Source organism: Butyrivibrio fibrisolvens (assembly GCF_037113525.1).
Lineage (GTDB): Bacteria > Bacillota > Clostridia > Lachnospirales > Lachnospiraceae > Butyrivibrio > Butyrivibrio fibrisolvens.
This window is the reverse complement of the sequence record NZ_CP146963.1, coordinates 965,021-987,903: the sequence shown is the minus strand read 5'-3', so window position 1 is coordinate 987,903 and position 22,883 is coordinate 965,021. Positions and strand designations below refer to the sequence as shown.

The 22,883-nt window shown below is 40.0% G+C and carries 14 protein-coding genes; 4 read left to right on the top strand and 10 right to left on the bottom strand.

Annotation, left to right across the window (positions count from 1 at the left end; genetic code table 11):
• The first annotated feature begins 82 nt into the window (after positions 1-82).
• Positions 83-1,051: a GTP-binding protein gene (locus tag WAA20_RS03900; protein ID WP_073386683.1), complete on the top strand. Its 969-nt coding sequence runs from the start codon at positions 83-85 to the stop codon at positions 1,049-1,051.
• 136 nt (positions 1,052-1,187) lie between these two features.
• Here the strand turns inward: WAA20_RS03900 and WAA20_RS03895 are convergent, their stop codons facing one another.
• The gene (locus tag WAA20_RS03895) at positions 1,188-3,008 is read right to left on the bottom strand and encodes an EAL domain-containing protein (RefSeq protein ID WP_167562688.1); all 1,821 of its coding nucleotides are present in this window, start codon (positions 3,006-3,008) and stop codon (positions 1,188-1,190) included.
• Between the two features lie 257 nt (positions 3,009-3,265).
• On the bottom strand, positions 3,266-5,086 hold the full coding sequence (glmS, locus tag WAA20_RS03890) for a glutamine--fructose-6-phosphate transaminase (isomerizing) (protein ID WP_073386680.1): 1,821 nt from the start codon (positions 5,084-5,086) through the stop codon (positions 3,266-3,268).
• 368 nt (positions 5,087-5,454) lie between these two features.
• Between glmS and WAA20_RS03885 the strand changes: the two genes are divergently transcribed.
• The gene (locus tag WAA20_RS03885) at positions 5,455-6,039 is read left to right on the top strand and encodes a biotin transporter BioY (RefSeq protein WP_073386678.1); all 585 of its coding nucleotides are present in this window, start codon (positions 5,455-5,457) and stop codon (positions 6,037-6,039) included.
• 67 nt (positions 6,040-6,106) lie between these two features.
• Here the strand turns inward: WAA20_RS03885 and WAA20_RS03880 are convergent, their stop codons facing one another.
• The 8 genes from WAA20_RS03880 to WAA20_RS03845 form a co-directional block, all read right to left on the bottom strand.
• Positions 6,107-8,299 carry a DEAD/DEAH box helicase gene (locus WAA20_RS03880; RefSeq protein WP_073386677.1) on the bottom strand — a complete coding sequence of 731 codons (2,193 nt, stop codon included), beginning with the start codon at positions 8,297-8,299 and terminating at the stop codon, positions 6,107-6,109.
• 130 nt (positions 8,300-8,429) lie between these two features.
• Positions 8,430-12,251: a DEAD/DEAH box helicase gene (locus WAA20_RS03875; protein ID WP_081373739.1), complete on the bottom strand. Its 3,822-nt coding sequence runs from the start codon at positions 12,249-12,251 to the stop codon at positions 8,430-8,432.
• A gap of 183 nt (positions 12,252-12,434) precedes the next feature.
• Positions 12,435-13,034: an MptD family putative ECF transporter S component gene (locus WAA20_RS03870; protein WP_073386675.1), complete on the bottom strand. Its 600-nt coding sequence runs from the start codon at positions 13,032-13,034 to the stop codon at positions 12,435-12,437.
• Positions 13,015-14,448 (bottom strand): ABC transporter ATP-binding protein, encoded by a 1,434-nt coding sequence (locus WAA20_RS03865; protein WP_073386674.1) that lies wholly within the window; start codon positions 14,446-14,448, stop codon positions 13,015-13,017. Before WAA20_RS03865 ends, WAA20_RS03870 begins: the two co-directional genes overlap by 20 nt.
• Entirely contained in the window at positions 14,433-15,110 is a 678-nt protein-coding gene (locus tag WAA20_RS03860) for an energy-coupling factor transporter transmembrane component T (RefSeq protein WP_073386672.1), read from the bottom strand. The genes WAA20_RS03865 and WAA20_RS03860 overlap by 16 nt, the downstream gene beginning before the upstream one ends.
• 246 nt (positions 15,111-15,356) lie before the next feature.
• Positions 15,357-15,950: a TetR/AcrR family transcriptional regulator gene (locus tag WAA20_RS03855; protein WP_073386671.1), complete on the bottom strand. Its 594-nt coding sequence runs from the start codon at positions 15,948-15,950 to the stop codon at positions 15,357-15,359.
• Between the two features lie 77 nt (positions 15,951-16,027).
• Positions 16,028-17,785, bottom strand: a complete 1,758-nt coding sequence (locus WAA20_RS03850) for an ABC transporter ATP-binding protein (protein WP_073386669.1) — start codon at positions 17,783-17,785, stop codon at positions 16,028-16,030.
• Entirely contained in the window at positions 17,778-19,574 is a 1,797-nt protein-coding gene (locus tag WAA20_RS03845; protein WP_073386668.1) for an ABC transporter ATP-binding protein, read from the bottom strand. The genes WAA20_RS03850 and WAA20_RS03845 overlap by 8 nt, the downstream gene beginning before the upstream one ends.
• 265 nt (positions 19,575-19,839) lie before the next feature.
• On the opposite strand from WAA20_RS03845, the gene WAA20_RS03840 reads away from it, so the two are divergent.
• Entirely contained in the window at positions 19,840-21,834 is a 1,995-nt protein-coding gene (locus tag WAA20_RS03840; protein WP_073386666.1) for a methyl-accepting chemotaxis protein, read from the top strand.
• Positions 21,835-21,846: 12 nt separating this feature from the next.
• The gene (locus tag WAA20_RS03835) at positions 21,847-22,848 is read left to right on the top strand and encodes a substrate-binding domain-containing protein (protein ID WP_081373738.1); all 1,002 of its coding nucleotides are present in this window, start codon (positions 21,847-21,849) and stop codon (positions 22,846-22,848) included.
• Positions 22,849-22,883: the final 35 nt, after the last annotated feature.

Below are 22,883 nucleotides of genomic sequence, written 5' to 3'. Positions count from 1 at the left end.
ATATATTTATACAATTGAATTATTAGAAAAAAGATACTTCAGATAATCACCCAATAAAATTTTCAGATTGGAACTACGCAGCATGAACATTCTTTTAGTATCCGGATTTTTAGGTGCCGGCAAAACTACTTTTATAAAAGAGCTTATAAAAAGAACAGGTACCAACCCTGTAATCCTTGAAAATGAATACGGTGACAACAGCATCGATGCTCAGGAGCTTCAAAATACAAGTTCCGGCAAGAACAAACTTGAAATCCTCGAATTCATGGAAGGCTGCGTGTGCTGTACTATGAAGGACAGCTTCGTTAATTCTGTCCTTACTGTCTTTTCCAGCCTTTCACCTGAATATCTTATTATAGAACCCACAGGAGTAGGACGCCTCAGTAACATCATCAAAAATATAGAGCCCCTGCTTCATGATAATATCACCCTGCTTAAACCCATCGTCGTCGTTACGCCTCGCAGCTACAGGCAGAACATTGCTGAATGGGAAGAACTCTACAAGGATCAGATCATCAATGCAGATACTGTGGTTTTTTCTAAAGGAGAAAACGAATCACCTGATGTTCTAAGCGAAACTGAGTCTGCCATAAGAGCCATCAATCCAAATGCTGATATCATCAAAGACCATTACAGCGGTCAGGATGATGAGTGGTGGAGATCTATTCTGGCGCTTCCTGCACCAGATACTAATGCTATAGAAACTGATACTGATTCAAGAAACATATCGCAGCTAACACTGGATAACGTAAGACTTTCTAATCTCTCCGAACTTATAACTCTGTTAGAAGACTGCCTTCACGGCGAACTTGGACATATTGTGAGAGCAAAAGGCACACTTACAGTCGGAAACGAAAATATACGTTTTGACCTTGCTGACAGGATGTATTCGATCACAGACTCTTCTCTGGATAAGAGCCAGTGCGTTTTCATCGGAGAACTATTGGATACTACCAAGATCCGCAGCCGGATGGGATGTCTATTAAATCCCAAACCTGTCTCTCTGACCAGAGCTTATGTAAACCGCCTTGTTGAATCTCCTGCAAGCTAAAATCCAAGAACCCCTTTGAAATATTCATTTATCATTTCATTTCCGGCTACTATAAAGTATGACTTTTGGAACGAAGTGACAAAAAGTCATACCAAAAAAGAAACACGCCCAAACGCGTGTTTCTTAAATATTATTTTCACTTAGTATTAGCCAGCTCTGCACACTTTCCTTTAAACTCATCTACAGGCACAGGAGCTGAAAACAGGTATCCCTGCAGATAGTCGCACCCGATCCTTTGCATCTCATCAGCCATTTCCTTAGTTTCAATTCCTTCGGCAGTAATCGTAAATCCCATATTTTTAAATGTCTGAACCATATTAGGAAGAAGACTGTCAGGATTGCTGCAATAATCCCTTACGATAGCCATATCTATTTTGACATTTATAAATGGTATCTGTTTCAGCCTGTCAAGATTTGAATATCCTTTTCCATAATCATCAAGAACAAACTTAAATCCGCGTTCTTTCATGATCTGAATCTGACGGAACAATACCATCTGGTCTACCATTGCTTCTTCTGTTATTTCAAGGTGGATGAGCCCTACATCTATTCCGCTTTCTTCCACGATCGAATTATATTTCTCTGCAAGACCATAGTTCATAAACTGCATTGGAGACAGGTTTACATTGATCCATGTGATGCCCATTTTTTCGATATCATTATCAATAATATACTTACAGGTTTTCTTAAGAACCTGCTCTCCCATCTGGTTTATGGCACCATTCTGCTCAGCAACAGGGATAAATTCTCCGGGCATTATCCTATTGCCATCTTTGTCTTTGATCCTGGCAAGAGCCTCTGCTCCAACTATCTTACGTGTATCTGCTCTTACGATTGGCTGAAGATAAACTTCAGTAAGTTCATTTTCTATAACCCATTTAAGTGTCTTTCTTATATACATCTCCCGTTCATTTTGCTCTATCTCAGAATCCTGAACATAATATACTGCTCCCGGCACAGGTTTAGCCTTGTCCCTTAATACTGCAAGGACCGCATCAAGTCTCTTTTCCGGAGACTCAATTGTCATCTCTTTAGCTGTCTGAACAAAATCCAGTTCTAAATACATCTCAGTTTCTTTAAGAATCCAAGGTTCTTTAAATCTACTGTTGATATCATTAATGATCCTGGCACTATCAATATCTCCCGCCCCTACAAGAATAAATCGTCCCTCTCTGTGATAGAAGGAAATCAGGTCTTTGAATGTATTTCTAAGATACTGCCCTATAAGATTAAGAGCTTTATCCATCTCAACTCCCCCGTACACGCCTCGCATCTCCGTGTAATTATGGATTCCAAATGCGATATAACGGTGGTCCTTGTATGACCTTATCTCATCAACATAGTACCTAAGGGCATTAGTATTAAATGCACTATACTTGAGGTTGTAGAAGAAATCCGGATTAGTAAAGGATAAATAGATAATAATAAGAGCTATAAGGCAAAATGTGTCCAGTAAAAGAAGAGTCGGGAACGTTTTTCTTAAAACTATTCCAAGTGCAAGTGTCATGTTATAGCCAATAGCACCTGCAAAAACAGTCTTATTCAATAGTTTTTTTCTTTTTATGATAACCATAACAAGTGAAATGCAGACATAAAAGCCAATACACGAATAAACGACATAGTCATATAAAGGTCCCGCTCTGTATCCCTCTTCTGTAATAGCATAAATAAGATTTGTAAACCTGCTCGAAACAGTTATTACTAGTGCAATAACCACAGGAATAATACTCAACAATTGCAGCTTATTTTGGAAAAAATGATGTGCCTTTAAGATGTATGATGTCAGTACGTAGAAAAGATATGACCTGATAAAAAAGGTTATAAAATACAGATCATTTAGAAAATATAATTGCCCTACTGTGAAATCAGCATATCTTTCATCTGCCATACTGGATATCATATCCATAATCATAACTATACCCTCAACCAGGATAAGCTGAAGATATACTCTATTCATTCCTATATTGATCCTTGGTATATACAAACAATATGACGCAAATACTATCAATATAAGAAAACTTGGAAATATATAGCTATAATTCCACATAGTTTTATTCTCTCTATAAATCCTCAAAACGTAGAAAAGATAACCTTACTTAATATTTATCGGACTGATAGCAGAAAAATAAAACAATTATATTTAATTAAAAGATAATATTAATTTAAAAAGCCCTCCTTACAGAAATCTCAGTAAAGAGGGCTTTTTATCATGAATTATTCAACTGTAACTGACTTAGCAAGGTTTCTAGGCTGATCCGGATCGTTACCCTTTCCAACTGATGTGTAATAAGCAAGAATCTGGAGTACTACAACTGATTCAAATACAGAAAGCTCATCTATTACCTCAGGTATGCTGACATGAACATCACAAACAGTATTATCTGTGATCTCCTTATCCTTACTGATGAGGATTACATAAGCTCCTCTTGCCTTAACCTCTCTGATATTAGAAACAACTTTGCTGTAAACAGACTGCTGTGTAGCAATAGCTATTACAGGAGTTCCTTCTGTGATAAGAGAGATTGTACCATGTTTAAGTTCACCTGCAGCATAAGCTTCAGCGTGAATATAGCTGATCTCTTTGAGCTTAAGAGCACCTTCCATAGAAAGAGTATAGTCAAGACCTCTTCCGATGAAGAAAGCATCTTCTGCATTAACCATACGGTTAGCCTGAACTGAAATCTTCTCTTCAAGCTTAAGAACTTCTTCGATCATTGAAGGAACGTTCTTAAGACCTGAGATGAATTCTCTGATCTCAGACTCAGAAGCCTTACCTGTTACAAGGCCAAGCTTGCATCCTACAAGGTACATAGCAGCAACCTGAACTGAATATGCCTTAGTTGATGCAACTGCAATTTCAGGACCTGCATGTGTATAAAGAACATGTCCACTCTCACGTGCAATTGTTGAACCCTTAACGTTAACAATAGCAAGTGTTCTCTGTGTATACTTCTTAGCAAGACGAAGAGCTTCAAGTGTATCGATTGTCTCACCTGACTGTGATACAACGATCACGAGTGTGTTCTCGTCAATAGTAGGTCTTTCATATCTGAACTCAGATGCGATAGCAACTGTTACAGGTATTCCAAACTTATTCTGGATAAGTGTACGTCCTACATTACCTGCATACATAGCTGTTCCGCAGGCGATAACTGTGATATCGTGAACGCCCTCAAACAGAGAATCCGGAATATTGTCATCCTCAAAGTTAGGAAGAAGATCCTTCACACGAGGATTGATAGTATCTGCAAGTGCTCTTGGCTGCTCATGGATCTCTTTGATCATGTAATGAGGATAGCCGTCCTTCTGAGCTGTTGATACATCCCAGTCAACTGTAAGATACTCAGGCTCTACTGTCTTACCTTCAAGGTCCTCTAGAGTAATACCCTCATCCTTAAGTGTAAGGATATGATACTCAGGAACAACAAAATAGCTGTTTGAGAACTCGATGAATGCTGTAAGGTCAGATGCGATAAAAGAACCTTCGCCATCAGTGTGAGCTGCAACAAGCGGGCTTACATTACGAACTGCGTATACTTCACCCGGATGACCCTTGAACATGATACAGAAGGCAAAAGAACCTTTGAGCTCTTTAACTGCTGCTCTTATAGCTGCCTTAGGATCACCTGAATAGTTCAGGCTGATAACTGCTGCCGCAACCTCAGTATCTGTATCGGATTTAAGCTTTCCTTTAAGATCATACTTCTTGATAAGCTCGTGATAGTTCTCAATGATTCCGTTATGGAGAAGAGTAACATCACCAAACTTATGAGGATGAGCATTGGCATTAGTTACGCCGCCGTGAGTAGCCCATCTTGTATGACCGATACCTGTAACTGAGTTATTCTCATCATCGCAGATAGCTCTAAGGTCGTTAACCTTACCTGCAGTCTTTCTTATGGATATATGATTTCCATTATCCTTGAAAAAAGCTATTCCTGCACTATCATAACCACGGTACTCAAGTCTCTGAAGTCCATCAAGAAGGATGTCCTGAGCAGGCTTATGACCTGTAAATCCAATAATTCCACACATATATATAAATTCCTTTCATGTCAATGTTCATATAAACCTGCATGACAGCAGTTGATTTGTTGCCGGATCATTCCGGTATTTACAACTGCCTAACGCATTCATGCATACGTCCGGGCATCCGCCGAATATTTTCGATAAACCCGAATCCTCGTTAACCGCTCTCTATGGCGGTACATGGCGCTAAAGTTTCTAAACTTTTCGAAATTTAAGTCCTCCCAAACTTAAACTAAGTCATCTTACCATATTTCATTACCAAACACAAGAAAGAGGACAATTGTAAACTTTTATTATTCTTTAATAGTTGACAATTGTCTTTGCCAGGTTTACTATCTATACGAACCGCATAAATTAAGGAGGACATCATTGTCATGAAAAAGTTTACAGTTAAGCAGATCGTTTTATGCGCTATGTTCGCAGCTTTATGCTGTGCCACAGCACCCATTTCAATTCCGCTCCCAAGTGGAGTTCCTGTTACACTTCAGACAGCAGCTATATTTCTTACAGCACTTCTTTTAGGACCTTTGTATGGATTTATTTCAGTGCTCGTATATGTGCTTTTGGGAGCAGTAGGGCTTCCGGTATTTGCAGGACTTTCTGGCGGCCTTGGCTCTCTTGCCGGCATGTCTGGTGGATTCATCATGTCATGGCCATTTGCAACAGTGCTCGCTGGCTTTATATACTTCAAATTTGGAAGAAACAGCACAGGCTTCAAAAAGTATACTGTCATGGTAATAGCTATGTTGCTTGGAAGTGTTGTCATTTACACTATAGGTCTTGCACAGTTCATGTTCCTTACAGGTATGAACCTTACGGCATCGATCATGGCCTGTATGGTACCTTTCATCCCAGGCGACTTACTTAAGATGGCGCTTGTAGCGATAATTACACCAGCTCTTGAGAGAGCGTTGAAAATCATATATTCATCAGAGCCCGTATCTGCCAAAGCTTCTTAAAACACAAGCCCCAATAAAAAACACTCTATGCCATTAGTCTTTTCTAAGGCATAGAGTGTTTTATGATTTATGTTTCAACTTCCTGATCAACATTTACAACCACAGCCGGAAGGTATTTCTGCCGCTCTCTTTCAATGACGCTGTTAATCCATTCTTTATCAGCCATGTTCTTAGCCATATCTGCCACTTCAGATTCATTAGCAAACTCATCGAATATATTCTGCTTAGTTTCAAGAAGCCTTACCATATCTTCATCAATTGAATCAGAACAAAGCAAATGGTATACAAGTACGTTTCTCACCTGGCCCATTCGGTATACTCTTGATATAGCCTGAGTTTCAAGAGAAGGCTTGATCTGGGGCTCACAGAATATGACAACACTTGCAGCCTGTATGTTAAGACCTGTACCGCCTGCAAGCACCTGGCTTACAAGCACGCTTCCTGCCTTGCTTTGCGAGAAATTATCGACAATATTCTGACGCTCTGCTATGGAAGTAGCTCCAGTTATCTTGAACACATCCCTGTCACCAAGAAGGCTACATACTTTATTAAGAGTATCAAGGAAGTAGGAAAAGACGATTACTTTTCTTCCATCATCTCTAACCATGTCACACAGTTCTAAAAGTCTCATAGCTTTGGCAGAATGCTTTATATCATCCTGAAGCCATGAAACTCTTCTCATGGACATAAAGCTTCCTTCTATTACTTCATTGACATAAGCTGCCTTATCTTCTGCTGTCATCTCACACCACTGAGGCTTATCTTCCATTTCAGGAAGTTCCTGAAGTACGTCTTCTCTTACTCGTCTAAGATATACAGGTGCTATGACTGTTTTAAATTCATCAGACTGATTCATGAAGGCATATTTTTTTACATCCTTAATGATCTCATCCTGTCTTAAGATGCCGATAAGATTGCACATCTCATCTACCTTATTTTCAAGAGGTGTTCCTGTCATAAGAAGTGTTCTCTTGGCCTTTGCCTTAACTTCAACAAGATACTGAGTTCTCTTGGCTTCTGGATTCTTGATATAGTGAGCTTCATCGACCACCATCATCTCTATGACAGTATCTTTACTTATATTTTCTGCAAGTTCATCAAGCGATTCGTAGTTGGTAACAGCAACTCCGCCATCTTTCTCCCAGTCCAAAATATCTATCTTACCTCTTGAAGCGTGAAGAAGATGAGCCTTTAACTTACTGTGTTTTTCCACTTCCCTGCACCAGTTGATAAGTACGCTGGCAGGACATACTACAAGAAAATGAGCATCAGGCACCTTTGCAGCAATTGATGCCATGGCAGCTATAGCCATGATTGTCTTACCAAGACCCATCTCATCTCCAAGAAGCGCATTCTCCTGATGGAGTGCATACTTGGCTCCAAATGTCTGATACTGTCTAAGTGACACATTCAGAAGCGTTGTATCAAGCTCCTGCTCTTCTATCTCCTGCGCAAGATATGAAGGAAGGTCCTTGTAGACAGAGCTAAGCTTAACAGATGATACATTAAGACTGTCTAAAAGGGCATAAAACGGAGCACTATTATTTAAAAACTCCCTCTTTGCATCAGCAAGAGATATAAGTCTTAACGTCTCATACTGATTTATTAAAACCGTTGCGCGATTTGGATAGTTATCATTATTAACTGCAAGAAGAGTCTCGAACCCTTCAACTGTAGATGCTTTTGTTTTATTTGTTGAAAAGAGCCATCTTAAAGAATTTCTTATTTTGATATCATTTAAGGCTTTCTCGATATGCCCATGATATCTCGCATTCATAACGGCAACATCTTTGTATACAGGAGCTTTCTTCATATATTTAAAAAGCTCGAATACAAGATTCCAGTTCTCTGCATCTTTAGAATCTGCATCTATTCTTATAGACGTAGTCTCCGCCATAGTGCGCGCAAACATATCTATAGTCTGCCTGATAGCACTTGCCTGAGCCTGCCCGATACCATTTATCATAGAAAGAGCTGCTTCAGACCTGCCCTCAAGCTGAGACAGATTCGTAAATCCTGCCTTTTCAAGAACGGCTACCCTGATACCGGCCTTGGCATTTGCAAGTTCGCTCACAGGGATAGATGCAAGCCCGCCCTTAGCCAGCTTTACCTTAAGCGCAACTGCTGCCGCATTAATAGAATTCCTTGCAACAGCGTCTTCCTGTTCTATCGCACAAAGCCTTCTGTCAATTGTAGACATCGTCCGTATATTGTTATTCAAAAGCCCAAAATCAGGCTTGTAGATATTTATATTATCCATATGATTTTTATACTTTCTTTAAATACCACCTAGACAATGATATTCATTCATAATGGTCAATCATTATTTTTTGCTCAAAATATCATATATAGTTTATATCATTATTTCAATACAAATATTCTTTTTATCGCTAATTAAGCAGCTCCAGCAGATCGTCCCTTGACAGTGTTGCACTTGAGATTCCGTCACTTTCAAGGATACTCTCTGCAAGCGCTCTCTTTTTTTCCTGCATCTCCACGATCTTATCTTCAATAGTTCCGTGAGCTATAAGCTTAAATACTGTCACCACCTTGCGCTGCCCGATCCTGTGTGCTCTGTCTGTTGCCTGATTCTGAACCGCGAGATTCCACCATGGATCATAATGTATGACAACATCTGCACCTGTCAGATTAAGACCTGTTCCGCCTGCCTTAAGTGATATAAGGAAAACAGGTGTAGAATCTGCGTTAAACGAATTAACAAGCTCTATCCTCTTTTCCTTGGGAGTAGCTCCTGTTATCTCGTAGAAAGGAATTCCCGCTTTTTCAAGGCGCTTTTTGAGTATCTCTAGCATAGATACAAACTGTGAAAAGACAAGTGCCTTGTGTTCACCTTCTATTACCTGCTCGATCATATCCATGAATACATCTGTCTTGCAGCTTCCCTTGTTATAATCTTCAAAGCAAAGGGCCGGATCGCAGCATATCTGACGAAGCCTTGTAAGTTCAGCAAGGATCTCGATCTTATTTTTCTTAAACTCATCGTCAGACTGCTTTTCAAGACGCATCTTCATCTTAACAACCTGAGCATCATAGAGGTTCTTCTGGTCTTCATCCATTCTTGCATATCGGATCTCTTCAAGCTTATCAGGAAGATCCTTTAAGACGTCAGATTTTTTTCTCCTTAGGATGAAAGGAGTGACCATGGCGCGAAGCCTTTCCATAGGAGCCTCTTCTTCAAAGCGCATTACAGGTATCTCGAATTCCGACCTGAACTGATCATAGCCGTACAAAAGTCCCGGCATGAGATAATCGAATATGCTCCAGAGTTCTGAAAGCCTGTTCTCTATCGGTGTACCCGTAAGAGCAAAGCGCCTATCTGCATTTATGAGCTTGACGCTCTTGGCTGCCTGAGACAGATGGTTCTTGATATACTGGGCTTCATCTATTATCTCCATGGCAAAAGAATGACTTTCATACTCAGCGATATCACGCTTTAGAAGGTCATAGGATGTAACCGCAACGTCAAAGCCCTCAATATTTAAAATAATATCCTCACGCTCTTTTTTACTGCCTGTTATAAGGACATAGTTAATAGAGGGAGCAAACCTGTGTAGCTCTTCTCCCCAGTTATAAACAAGTGACGCCGGAACCACTATGAGTGATGGTTTTCCTGTATTTTCATAATAAGACTCAAGAAGCGCTATCGTCTGCAGCGTCTTACCAAGTCCCATCTCATCTGCAAGAATTCCGCCAAAGCCGTATTTAGAAAGCGTCCGTAGCCACCTGTATCCATCTCTTTGATACTTACGAAGGTGACCGTTTATACCTTCCGGAAGATCAAACTCCGCATCAGAGATAGTCTTAAATTCCTGAATGAGCTTCTTGAAACGTCTGTCCCTGTGCTCATAGATTCCGCTCTGATCTTCCAGCATCTTATCAAGGTACAAAGCCCTGTAGGCAGGAAGCTGCATCTTGCCATCTACAAATGACTTAAGATTTATATGCATGTCATCAAGAAGGCGGGCTAGATTCTCCACCTCCTCGCTCTCAGCAGATACATACTCACCGCTTTTAAGACGGTAATATTTCTTCTTCCTCCTGTAGGAATTAAGAAGCTCCATCAGTTCGTCAGGATCCATATCCTGAGCGCTTATCTCAAGGTCTAGCAGATTAGATTCAAGCGAAACTCCTACCTTGAATCCAGGATTTCTCTTAATGCTTATAGACATGAAGCTGTCCGTATGTCTGACATCACCAAATGCCTGAAGTTCATCAAGTCCGTGTGACAGAAGTTCATAAATAAGATCTTCATGCTCATCTTCCTTGCAGGTAAATAGACCTGCATCAAAGTCAGAGGAAGGAAAGTATCTTTTTAGTATAGTCGTTACATCACCTTCTGATATCAGATCTCTAAAGCCGTCATCAGAAGTAACCGGCAATACAAGATTTCTCTCAAGACTGTCGTAACTTACTAAAGCCTTACACGTAACAAGGCCGTTCTCCCTGTCAAGGAAGAATGAAAAGCCAGCCTGCGGCAATATATACTGTTCAAGATAGTCTGCATCTTCAAATGTCACACTTGCGTGCTCTCTTAGCCATGGCAGCGTATCATAATAAAACCTTGTAAGAGAACGAAGACCTATCCTGAAATCGAATCTTCCCTCAGTACTTATCTCTGTGAAGGGCCTAAGCACCTGAATATCATCTGCATTTATCCTGTTGAACTTATCGTTTTTGATAAAATAGGCAAAGCGTCTTCCATGAAATATCACCGGCATCCTGCCTGATACATGTATTCCAAGACATCTACCATGCGCATCTGTCATGTTCTGAATATAGACGCTGGCACCTATAGGCTCATCTGAGAAGTAGAGCCTCTTCACATCACTTCCTGTAAGACGAAAAAGGCCTGCCGCCGATACTACACTTCCCTTACAAAGATCATAAAACTCATCAAGATAAGATCCAAACAAGCTTATCTCATCTTTGACGTTAACCTGGCTCTCTCCCGGTATAAATCCATATCTGTATATTTCAGGTACATAGAAGCTGCTTTCTTTTAGGAATCCTTCAATAAATTCAAACATTTTAAGCCCGTGTTCAGAAAGAGCCTGCCTTGACAGAAGAAATTCATTCCTGCCGAGCTTCATGTACGAATTCGTTGTCACAGCATTATATAATTCATTGATGCGCTGAACCTTGTACTTCTTACTTCCACCAAGTCTGAAGGACACACAGATATTGTCACCATTAAGAGATACAACCGGCTCAAGATCAAGCTTTTCATTAGCTGCATTTACAGGAGCACCTACACCCGGAGCCGCCATGACCCTATATTCTCTCGACAGCTGCCTCATAAGATTTTCGCCGCTTCTATCAGTTGCATCAACAACAGAATACTCTTTTTCCAGATAATCCTTCAAAAGGTATAGTATAGCAGCCTGATGCTCGCATATAGGGCTTTCTATCTTGCGCCTTCCAAAGCGGTTTTTGATTATAGTCTTCTCACATCCAAGAACGTAACAATTCCCTTTGACAAAAAAGTCAGGGCCAACCGAAACCGAAGTCTGAAAATATGAATCCTTAAGGCGGCCTGAGGCTGTGCAGATTTTATCCCCGATATTTGCAGGATGCTCTTCTTCATAATCAAACATGCCGTTGTATTCGCTAAGTTTAATATCCGAGATATTGATCCGGGACGTCCTTGCATAGACAACGCCCTTTTGCCATATATCTTCACTTATATGCGCATTCTTTAAAATCCTTGAATAACGAAAATACCTGTATGAAGCTATATCTTTTAGAAGGTCTCCTGTTTCTTTCGTATCATCTTCATATTGAACAAAGCCTTGGGTATCAACATAAAAGCCCTCTCCGCCAAGCCTTTCTTTTTCATCAAGTTCCTCTATATCAGCCTCATCTATAGAACTTTCTGTCTTAAGAGCCTGAGTTGATACCTCTTTAGAAATTTTCTCTTCTACAAGATACATAAGGGCAGCTTCATGCTTACAGTGCTTACCTTCAGCCGCATAAGGGCAGGTACAGCTAAGTCTGTCCACCCTCATAAAATCAGCAGAAAGAGCCGCAAAGGTCATATAGTGCCTTCCGCCCGATCCTGTTACTTCGGCAGAAAAAAAGCTCCCTTTTTGCATAAAGTTTTTTACTCTGCCCTGTCTATAATAATCCATTCCTCTTGACCTGATAGTCTGATTGAACTCAGGTCGCCAGTCTATAAGTATTTTCTTGGCCATTACAAAAAGCTCCCTTTCATCATGGCAAAACTAAACGAAGTTCAATTTAGTGACATAAACCACCAAACCTTATCCTTTTAGTATAGCATGATAAAGGGAGCTTTTTCTTAAAAGGGGCTGCTTAAATTTCTAATCGGGTATTTTTTATACCGCCATAGAATCTTTTTTATCAGGAAAAATTTATTACGCTGCCATAGCGTCTTTTTTCTCAAGATGCTTTCTTAAAACAACGTTGCCAAGGTAAACTCCTGCAAAAGAAAGGGCAAATACGATAGCTGCGCCTACAAGTCCCATAAAGCCTGATGTAAATTTGATCATCTCATCCATAGCTTCGGGCGTCTGGCCTCTTGAGATCCATTCTGTTCTATAGCTCTCAAGGAAGAACCATGAAGGAACAATAGCGCCAAGTGCCTGACCCACGTGGAATATTCCGGAAGCAGCTGCAACCTTCCATACAGGAACATTATTACTTCCTGATGCAATAAGATCAGCAATAACAGCACCTATCATTGAAGTAATGAGCCATGGCAGATATCCTGCTCCGATGATTGCAAAGAGCAGCATACTTATTGCCTGCATGATAGTGAACTGTCCGAACTTTCCAACCTTTCTTGAAAGGAACAGAAAAACCGATCCCGTTAAGAATCCGCACACACCGGAACTTATGGAGTGACCAAATGCGCCAAATACCATTACTACTGTACCGGCTACCATATAGATCACAAGGTATAACGCTGTAAGAAGCGCTATCATAACAACATCTTTAATCTTTAACTTTCTCATTGAACTTATCCTCCTGCATTTTTTTGAATATGTTATTTAATCTGGGCAAGGTACTCTCATCCAGCTTAAAATCCTCTGTTATAGTGCCATCTTCAAGGAATATGATCCTGTTTGCGATGTGCCTTATAAACTCGTAGTCATGGGAGATAACAAGAATCCCGGCTTTATCCTTAAGCTTTAATATCTCTTCAGACACGCTTTTCATAGAGTAAACATCCAGCCCGCTTGTGGGCTCGTCAAAGACTATGACATCCCTGTCGCAGAGCATAGCCATAGCTATCTGAAGCCTTTGCTTCTGACCGCCGCTAAGATCAAAGGGGTGCTTATGCCTGTAAGGAAGAAGTCCCAGATAATCAAGGCATTTTTTGATCTCACCAATATCATTCCTGACTATACTAAGTTCATTAATTACAGATGTTCCAAAGAGCTGATAATCTGGATCCTGCATTATGAAAAAAGGAATGTTCCTTATCTTAACTTTGCCCGAATCAGGCTTTATGCTCTCGCACATAGCCTTGGCAAGCGTGGTCTTACCCGCCCCGTTATTACCAACTAGAACCGTTATTTCACCCTTACAGAGCTTTAGATTTATGTTGTGAAGGATATTTTTATAACTCACATTTTTAAGATCTGCCACAATCTCATCTTTGGAACAGTCCTTTGCAAAAGGCATATCTATGGAAAAGATATCAAAGCTTCTTGTATCATAATTGCCTTTTTTAAACTCCTCTTCGCTCTCGCAGACTTTGAGCTTTCCGTGATCCATAAAAAGAACCTTGTCTATGATTCCATTAAGATAATAAAATCTGTGATCTGCGACAATGACAGTATAGCCTTCCTTTTTTAGCCTTTCGATTATCCTTCCAAGCTTCATGGCATTGCCATAATCAAGATTTGCAGATGGCTCATCAAAAAGGAGGACCTTTTGCTTCATAGCAGTTGCAGACGCAAGGGCAATAAGCTGCCTCTCACCACTTGATAAGGTATAGATATTGCGGTCAAGAAGCCCTTCAAGGCCAAACTCTTCCTTAAGCTCTCTTAGCCTTGTAAGCATCTCTTCCTTGCTATATCCATAGTTTTCCATTGGAAAGACAAGCTCTGCCGTTGTATTATCCGTAAAAAACTGTGACCTTGGATTCTGGAAGACAGAGCCTATCGCCTTATTAAGCTGGTACATCTTCACATCGGAATAGTCTTTTCCTTCTATGGACAAAGAACCTGACATTTCTCCTTCTGTAACCGCCGGAATAAGACCGTTAAGGCACTTTAAAAGAGTAGACTTACCGCTTCCGCTATTACCTGTCAGAAGAACTACCATCCCCGAGTCTATGGAAAAACTAATGTCAGATATCCCTTCAACAGACTCCTGGTAATTAAAATTAAGCTCTTTTGCCATGATCACATTTTCTGCCATACAAAACCTCCAACAAGTCCAAGGACAAATACAAACAGTACAAGATAGTCAGCTATAGTGATCTTCTCTTCGTAAAAAGAGCTTCTTCTGACAGGAGCGTCTATTCCCTTTACAAGGCCAGCTGATGTGACCTCCTCTGCAAGCGCCGCACATCTGAAAAGCTGTGGTGCTATGAAGTACTGAAAACTCTTTACTGGTCTTCTCCATGTAAACTTAATGCCTCTAAGCCTCATGGATTCTAAGATGTATCCAAATTCTCTTTTGAAGGTTGGAATATACTTCATAGTTATAGTCACAGCAACGACAAGTATCCTCGGTATTCTCATAGCTTCCAGCGCAGAAAGAAGCTGGGCTGAATTATATTTACTGATCAGGAGCGCTGCCAGAGAAACACAGGGAACAGACTGGGCTATGACTATGAAAAAAAGTCCTATGAATTTTAAATCATCTGATCTTAGTGTTACGACATATATTCCTATCAGGACAAAGTACACGATAAAAAGTGCTGCAACCCTCTTATACCTTCCCATCAAGGCAAGGAGCGATGCTGCAAATATAAGCAGAAAAATCTGAAGATATTTACCGCTTAGGAATATATACATACTTGGAGCAATGATATTTATTATGATCAGAACAATCGGATTTATATTTAATGATCTCATCTTTACCTCTATTGGAGCTTACAACGACAATTCCTGGAGTTTGAATACATTTTTCGAACTCATAACTCTATATCAACAGTAAACTTTGATTAACCCTCAGCCTTTATGTTAGCTTTCGCTAACCTCCATATAAAAGTTAAAGCACCACTACTTCCTTTGTCAATAAATAATGGTGCTTTAAAACAATAACTTTTATCAATTAGCGCGATGACACATATTATTTTCAGATGGTATCTATACTTTTTCCTAGATAGTATCTATACCTTTCATATAGAAATCAACCATCATAGTAATATACTCTTTAGCATCCTTTAAACTGTAACCTCTTATAAGCGGAAGAAAAAGATTGTCATAGAAAGCGTAGGAGATCTGCCTTACAAACAACTCTACAACATCCATTTCGTTTTTTACACTGATCCTGCCATCTGATATAACCTCTTTTACCCTGCTTGTATCAGCATCTGCCAGGTCTTTCATAAAATGCTCATACCTTGTACCTGAAGATTTGGTCAAAAGAAGAATAAACTCATCCCTATGTTTATAGGCATATTCTATGTATCGCAGATAAAAATCCACCGGAGTCCTTCCCTGTTCACTTTTGCCACTGTAATAGTATTCCTTGTCTTCCCAGAACATAGCCTTAAACTCAAGGACTACAGGTTCTACTACTTTGCAAAAAAGGTCCTCTTTATTTTCAAATCTTGTGTAGATGGCTCTGGGACTTGTTGCAGCCTTTGAGGCTATTTCTTTGATCGAAGCTCCTTCAAAGCCCTTAGCCATAAATTCCTCTTTGGCCACATTAAGGAGCCTTTCCGAAACTCCTATTATTCGTTTTGGCATATACTATCCTTCCGCGCACTGATCTGTAACTTTATGATATCCGTCACTATACCAGTTTCTTTCTGATATCATTCACGTCATGATATCATTTTCTTTTCTGACATCGTTTCCTTTATGATATCAGTTTCTCTCTGGTATTGCTGCATCTTTTTGTAAGTCTCGCAGTTTGCCATAAGGTCAGAATGCCCTCCGCAGCCAACTATCTTTCCTTCATCAAGTACCACGATCTTATCGCACTTCTCAATAGTCCTGAGTCTGTGGGCTATCATGATGACTGTTTTGTTTCGTGTGAGCCTTTCAAGAGCTATCTGAATGCTGGTTTCTGTTTCAGGATCAAGGGATGCCGTACTTTCATCCAGAAGAACTATTGGAGCATCTTTAAGAAATGCTCTTGCTATTGATAATCTCTGCCTTTCTCCTCCTGAAAGCGTATGACCATTTTCTCCTATAACAGCATCAAAGCCGCCCGGGATCTTGTCTATAAAACTCATACACTGGGCATCTTCAGCAGCTTTCATTACCTGCTGCCTTGTGGCGTTTTTGTTTCCTACAAGAATATTATTATAGATCGTATCATGGAAAAGAGTAACATCCTGGAATACAATGGAAAAATATTTAAAGAGTTCCTCCGGTTCTACAGTTGATACATCAGTACCACCAACAGTTATCCTGCCGCTGTCAATATCCCAGAATCTTGCTGCAAGCTTTGCTATAGTACTTTTTCCGGAACCTGAAGGCCCTACAAGTGCGGTATACTCTCCCTGCTTTGCAACAAAAGATACATCCTTAAGCACTTCTTCATCATCATATGAAAAACGGACATTCTTAAACTCAACATCGAAGGCTTTAATATCAGTATCTTTACTTCCGCTCATTTCGGGATATTCCATAATTTCTTTTATTCTTCCCGCTGCAACAGTTGATGCGATAAGAGCTCCTACTGTTTCCAGTGCCTGGGATAAGGGTTCATAAACTCTTACTGACATCAGGAGAAAGAGCAAAAATACAAATGGTGTTATCTCTCCTTTAGAAAGCATTTTTGCGCCGCAGATAACAACAAAACCAATCCCAAGTCTCATAACGTTATAAGACACAGAAACGCACATACCGGCAAGAAACTCAAACAAAAGAAGTCTTGGGACGATCCTGTTTATCCTATAATCCATTTTCTTTTGATATTCGTGCATGGTATCAGAAGCTCTTAAACTCTTGATATTTTCAAGAAATTCCTGAACCGACTCTGATACGTCAAGCTTTAGTATCCTGTTTTTGGCATTGGTCTTACCTGATACAGCATTGCTTAAACTCATAGTTATAACAGCCAGTGGAAGGCAGCTCAATAGGCAAAGGGCCAGCTTAACATTTATAAAAAGAAGTGCAATTATAAGGATGATACCTGAAGCTATTCCTGCTACTGTCTCAGCTACAGAATTGGTTATGGCTCTCTCGATAGTTCCGATATCATCCATGACAGTTGATGTAAGGTCACTTAAGTCTCTTTTAGACAGATAGCTCTCAGGAAGTTTTCTAAGCTTATCTGCAACGCTCATACGAAGGTGACAGTTTTCTTTACCCGCTGCAAGATATTTGACCTTGTACATCTTCTTATATGATAAAAATGATAAAACAACAATAAGTATAGATGCTGCCAAGTATAAAACAAGTGAACTTGTCTCATTTTTTCGGCCTGTATAGACCATAAGCATCTCATATAAAGCGCAAAAAATCGGCAAAACAGAAAGGGTTGTAACAAGCTCAAATATAGTCAGCCATAAGGACGCTCTGTATACTTCCTTTTGACCTTTATCAGTCAGATAATATAGTTTCTTAAGCATTTACGGCCTCCCTTCTTTCAAACTTCCAGTTTACAGCCTTTTCATATTCATCCGTCATTTTCTTATATATGCCATTCATAATCATAAGCTCTCTATGAGTTCCCGACTCAGCAATCTTTCCATTATCTATAACGCAGATCTTATCCGCATTTCTTACAGTCTGCATACGATGAGCGATCATAATGACCGTTTTGTCTGCAAGAAGCTTTTCGAGTGCTTTTCTTATAAGATATTCATTTTCTGCATCCGCAAAGGCTGTAGCTTCGTCAAGGATTACTATAGGTGCATCCTTAAGAATTGCTCTGGCAATAGCAATTCTCTGAATCTCTCCTCCGGAAAAATAAGTTCCTTTTGAGCCATACACAGTATCGATCCCATCAGGTAGTCTTTCAAGGATATCATCACACTGGGCAAGGTGAAGGGCTCTTAATATTTCATCTTTCGTAGCATCAGGCTTATATAAGGCTACGTTTTGAGCCAAAGTTGTTTTAAGTAGTGTACTTTCCTGAAATACAACGCTCATCAGACTATCAATAGACTTTTTGGAAAGTTCTTTAAGTTCGCAGCCGCCAATCTTTATAGCCCCTTCTTCTACATCCCAGAATCTTGCTATAAGATTAGCTATAGTACTCTTTCCACTTCCGGACATGCCGACAAATGCAACAGTACTCTTTTCCGGAATCTCAAGGTTAACACCGTCTATTACAACAGGTGTATCTTTTGAATATCTAAAAGTAAGATCACGGATACTTATATCAAAGTTTTCAGGCTCAAGACTTCCGGCAAAGCTCTGACTCTTTTCATTAAATACCTTTTCCAAAGCTTCCATAGCTTCATCAACTATTATTGACTCGGATGAGTTACTCATAATACGCTTAAGAAGTGTAACTGCAAGCGGGATCATTGAAGCAAAAAAGATAAAATCAAGGATCACACTCTTTGAATCAGTACTTGTCTTAAACATATATAAAGCCGCAGGAATAAGCGTAACAAAAATGCTGTTAATAGCAGTGTTATAAGAGCTGTCCGCATTCATCATGGATATAGCAAACTTATAGACAAAATCTGCAAAGTTTGTTACTGCATCCTTGTATCTTTTAAAAGAATCTGCGCTCTGCCCGAAGGTTTTCATGACAGGAATGCCTCTGACATATTCTACGCAGGCATCGGACATATCTGCTGATGCCTTCTGATACTTACGGACAAAGTCACTTCCCCCTCCCATCATGATAGATACCAAAAGAATAAAACCTATGACAACAGGTATAATGCATGCTATCGCCATCATTGCATTGTACTTAAACATATAAATAGCAAAAAATACCGGAAGTGCAATGGACTGGGCTGTATTAGGGATCTGATGCGCAATAAGAGTTTCTGCTGCATCAGTATTCTTCTCAACAAGTTTTCGCAGGACTCCACTTGGATGCGTATCAAAATATCCAAGCGGAAGGCTTCCTATATGCCTAAGCAGCCTCTTTTTAAGTCTTGCTGCCGTATTAAATGCCGTAATGTGTGAAAAAAGAAGTGCAAGTCCGTAAAGACCATAGGCTCCCGTTACGCAAAACAAAATATGCTTACCCATATCTATAAGATACAGAGTATCTACGCCTCCTGAATCTTCTATGTGGATTATGACTTCCCTGGCTGCATTATAAATATAGCCGTAAGCTCTGAGACTTACATATGCGCCTACTGCAGCGACAATAATACTAAGGATCATTGTGATCTTAAAGGCTCCCATCTCCTTGAACAAAAGCCCCATATGACTTTTCTTTTTCCCTTTCATTTTCGCTCCTTTATTGTTAGCTATTGCTAATTGAAACGCCGTTTCAATGTCAGATTATAGGCGTCCCCAAAAGCCGCGTCAATACTACATGTTGATAAAAATAATCAATAATGATCTGAGAATGAAATACTGATATTTTGAAACATGAGGATACGCATCGTTTTTTTAAAAGAACCCATAAACAAAGACCTGTTATCATCCGATATATTCTCTGAGTTATAAATGTTTGTACGTTTATGTCCAAAGCATGGCTCAGGAGGTGGAAATGGCCGTTAAAGAAAAGAAAGCGAAAACAGGAAAGATCCGCAACAAACTCTTATTATTCATTGTTCCTTCCGTTGCTATAACTGTTATCGTTCTTATAACAGTTACAACGATCCTATCCAGAAGCAGTATGATCTCAAGCGCCAAGAACGAGCTCAATTCTTCGATCACCAATCAGGGTGACAATATTGAAGCCTGGCTTGCTGAAAACCTGGAGTTCTTCTCGACAGCCAAAAAGACGATAGAAGCCACAAAACCAGATGACAGTGAACTTCAGACCATGCTTGACGGATGGTACGGAGTAAACAGTAATTCTGTTGATGGATTGTATATCGCAAGTGCTACAGGTGAAACCTTCAAGGCATCCCAGTCTGAAATGGATCTGTCAGATCCTCTATCAGAAACCTGGTACAAAGAGGGTATCACCCGTGTAAATATGGCTTATGGAAGTGCCTACAAAAATGCCGATGGAACGCATGTAATAAGTGCTTCCGGTATTCTTGATGATGGCAGCGATACTATCAGAGTTGTATCAGCTGATGTAACTCTTGATAAGATCAGTATCATCGTTAATTCCGGTGTCAAGATGAAGAATGCAAGTTCTTTCCTGGTTGACAGGACAGATAATACTATCCTTGCCCACAGAGACTTTTCTCTTGTTTCTACTACTCTTTCATCATCAAGTTCTGACACACTTCTTTCAGGTGTTGCTGATAAGATAAATGATCAGGATTATTCAGAGACCACGATTGGAAAATACATGGTTGACTTTACTGAAATATCCGGGACCACCTGGGTTCTTGTATCCTATATAGAGACAGATGTCATCCTTGCAGATGTTAACCGTATAGTTAATCTGTCCATAATAATCGGACTTATAAGTGTTGTTTTCATAACTGCTATCATTCTTCTTACTATAAACAGGACTGTAGCACCTCTTTCAGAAATATCAAAAAACATAATCGCAATGTCAGGAGGCGATTTCACTATTGATGTAGAAGCAAAAAGTAATGATGAGATTGGTCTTATGGGCGATCAGATCAATGACTTTGTTAAGAGCATGAGAAAAATGCTCCATTCGATCAGCGATGAATCAGATAAATTAAAAACCGAGTCAGATAATTCAGATGCTGTATCCAAGACCATGTATGATGCATCACAGTCCCAGTCAGAAGCCATGAAGCAGCTTAATGAAACTGTGGATCAGCTGGCTTCAGCGGTTAATGATATTGCTCAAAATGCCACTACTCTTGCAACTGTTGTTGCTGATACCAGAGACAACAGCCATAAAGCAGAAAGCAGCATGAATGATACTGTAGACATTTCCAAGAAGGGTCGAACTGATATGGAACAGCTTAGTAAAGCCATGTCAGGAATATCAGATTCCAATGCCAAACTTATGGATTCTATAGCAAGAGTTGATACAGCTTCAAATGAGATCACCAACATCGTAAGTCTTATAGGTGAAATTGCAGAAGAAACCAACCTTCTTTCTCTTAATGCATCCATAGAAGCTGCAAGAGCAGGTGAAGCCGGTAAGGGTTTTGCCGTTGTTGCTATGGAGATTGCCAAGCTGGCGCAGACTTCTGCCGAAAGCGCTACTAACATAGGAACTCTTATCAATGAAGTTCATAACCTGATCCAGGAAGTTGTAGGTCAGGCCAATGAAAGTGCTACAAGTATTGATCAGAACAGCGTACTTATCGAAAAAGCTGTATCAACCTTTGACAGCATTTATGAAAACATTCAGACTTCCAACGATCTTATAAGAGAGATGATCACTGATGTAGAAAAGGTTGATGATGTTGCAACCAACGTAGCAGCTATCGCCGAGGAACAGGCAGCAAGTGCAGATGAGATTCTTGCAACTTCTCAGAACATGGTTGATCAGGCAGATAATATCACCAAGAGCTCACAGGATGTTGCCAATAATGCACATGAACTTGCTGGTACGTCAGATACACTTACATCTTATGTACAGCAGTTTAAGATTTGAGGAGGTGGTATTGTGAAAAGATCAGCTATCAATTTTGTTATAAAAATAGTTTCATTACTTCTTATAAGTATCTTGGTAACAGGCTCTTTAGTAAGTTGTGGCAACAAATCATCAAGCTCCGGTTCATCCTCTGGAACTGTAAAAGTCCTGTTCATAATGACAGACTTTGATACCTTCAGGCAAAAGCTCTCTGACGCAGTTATTGCTCAGGGCAAGAGCCAGGGTGTAGATATAACACTAGTAGAATCCGGATATTCAGTTGAAGATCAGGTTAACCTGGTATCATCCGCTAAATCGCAAGGGTATGATGCGATCATCTTAAGACTTGCCGATGCCAATACTGCCCTTCAGATGAATACCGCTTCCAACGGACTTCCAATAATATATCTAAACAGCGAACCTTCTGAAGAGTATCTGGATAGTAATACCAATATATTCGTAGGTTCTGCAGAGACAGTAGCCGGACAGTATCAGGCTGAATATGTTATGAAGAAGCTCAATAAAAAATCCATGAACATCATCATCTTCGAAGGTGAGCAGGGACATTCCGGAACAATAGGAAGAACCAATGGTGTCAGGAACACACTTGCAAGTAATGGTGTTGATGCCAATATAGTATTCATGGACTATGCCAACTGGAGCGCAGACGGCGCTATAAGCAAGTTTGATATATTCATGAAGACAGGTCAGAGCGTTGATGCCATCTTCTGTAACAACGATAATATGGCTCTTGGTGCCATCGAAGCTATGAAAACATATGGCCTTGATTATAATACTATCCCTGTATGCGGCGTTGATGCTCTTGAAGAAGCCTGCGTTTCCATAAAAGCCGGAGAAATGGCATTTACTGTACTTCAGGATGCTGATGCACAGGCTGCCAAAGCTGTAGAAGCAGCAAAAGTTCTTAGCGGAGGTGGTACTATCGATAGTATCGAAGGAGCTTCAGAAGATGGTAAATATATCTGGGTTCCGTTCCTGCCAGTAGATTCAAGTAATGTTAATGACTACCTGTAAAGTCGTATATCAGCTTAGGACTATTCGAATTTATT

Bases quoted from the DNA above. Each gene is read 5' to 3' on its own strand.
- WAA20_RS03900 (WP_073386683.1), top strand. From the start codon at position 83: ATGAACATTCTTTTAGTATCCGGATTTTTAGGTGCCGGCAAAACTACT.
- WAA20_RS03895 (WP_167562688.1), bottom strand. From the start codon at position 3,008: ATGAATAGAGTATATCTTCAGCTTATCCTGGTTGAGGGTATAGTTATG.
- glmS (WP_073386680.1), bottom strand. From the start codon at position 5,086: ATGTGTGGAATTATTGGATTTACAGGTCATAAGCCTGCTCAGGACATC.
- WAA20_RS03885 (WP_073386678.1), top strand. From the start codon at position 5,455: ATGAAAAAGTTTACAGTTAAGCAGATCGTTTTATGCGCTATGTTCGCA.
- WAA20_RS03880 (WP_073386677.1), bottom strand. From the start codon at position 8,299: ATGGATAATATAAATATCTACAAGCCTGATTTTGGGCTTTTGAATAAC.
- WAA20_RS03875 (WP_081373739.1), bottom strand. From the start codon at position 12,251: ATGGCCAAGAAAATACTTATAGACTGGCGACCTGAGTTCAATCAGACT.
- WAA20_RS03870 (WP_073386675.1), bottom strand. From the start codon at position 13,034: ATGAGAAAGTTAAAGATTAAAGATGTTGTTATGATAGCGCTTCTTACA.
- WAA20_RS03865 (WP_073386674.1), bottom strand. From the start codon at position 14,448: ATGGCAGAAAATGTGATCATGGCAAAAGAGCTTAATTTTAATTACCAG.
- WAA20_RS03860 (WP_073386672.1), bottom strand. From the start codon at position 15,110: ATGAGATCATTAAATATAAATCCGATTGTTCTGATCATAATAAATATC.
- WAA20_RS03855 (WP_073386671.1), bottom strand. From the start codon at position 15,950: ATGCCAAAACGAATAATAGGAGTTTCGGAAAGGCTCCTTAATGTGGCC.
- WAA20_RS03850 (WP_073386669.1), bottom strand. From the start codon at position 17,785: ATGCTTAAGAAACTATATTATCTGACTGATAAAGGTCAAAAGGAAGTA.
- WAA20_RS03845 (WP_073386668.1), bottom strand. From the start codon at position 19,574: ATGAAAGGGAAAAAGAAAAGTCATATGGGGCTTTTGTTCAAGGAGATG.
- WAA20_RS03840 (WP_073386666.1), top strand. From the start codon at position 19,840: ATGGCCGTTAAAGAAAAGAAAGCGAAAACAGGAAAGATCCGCAACAAA.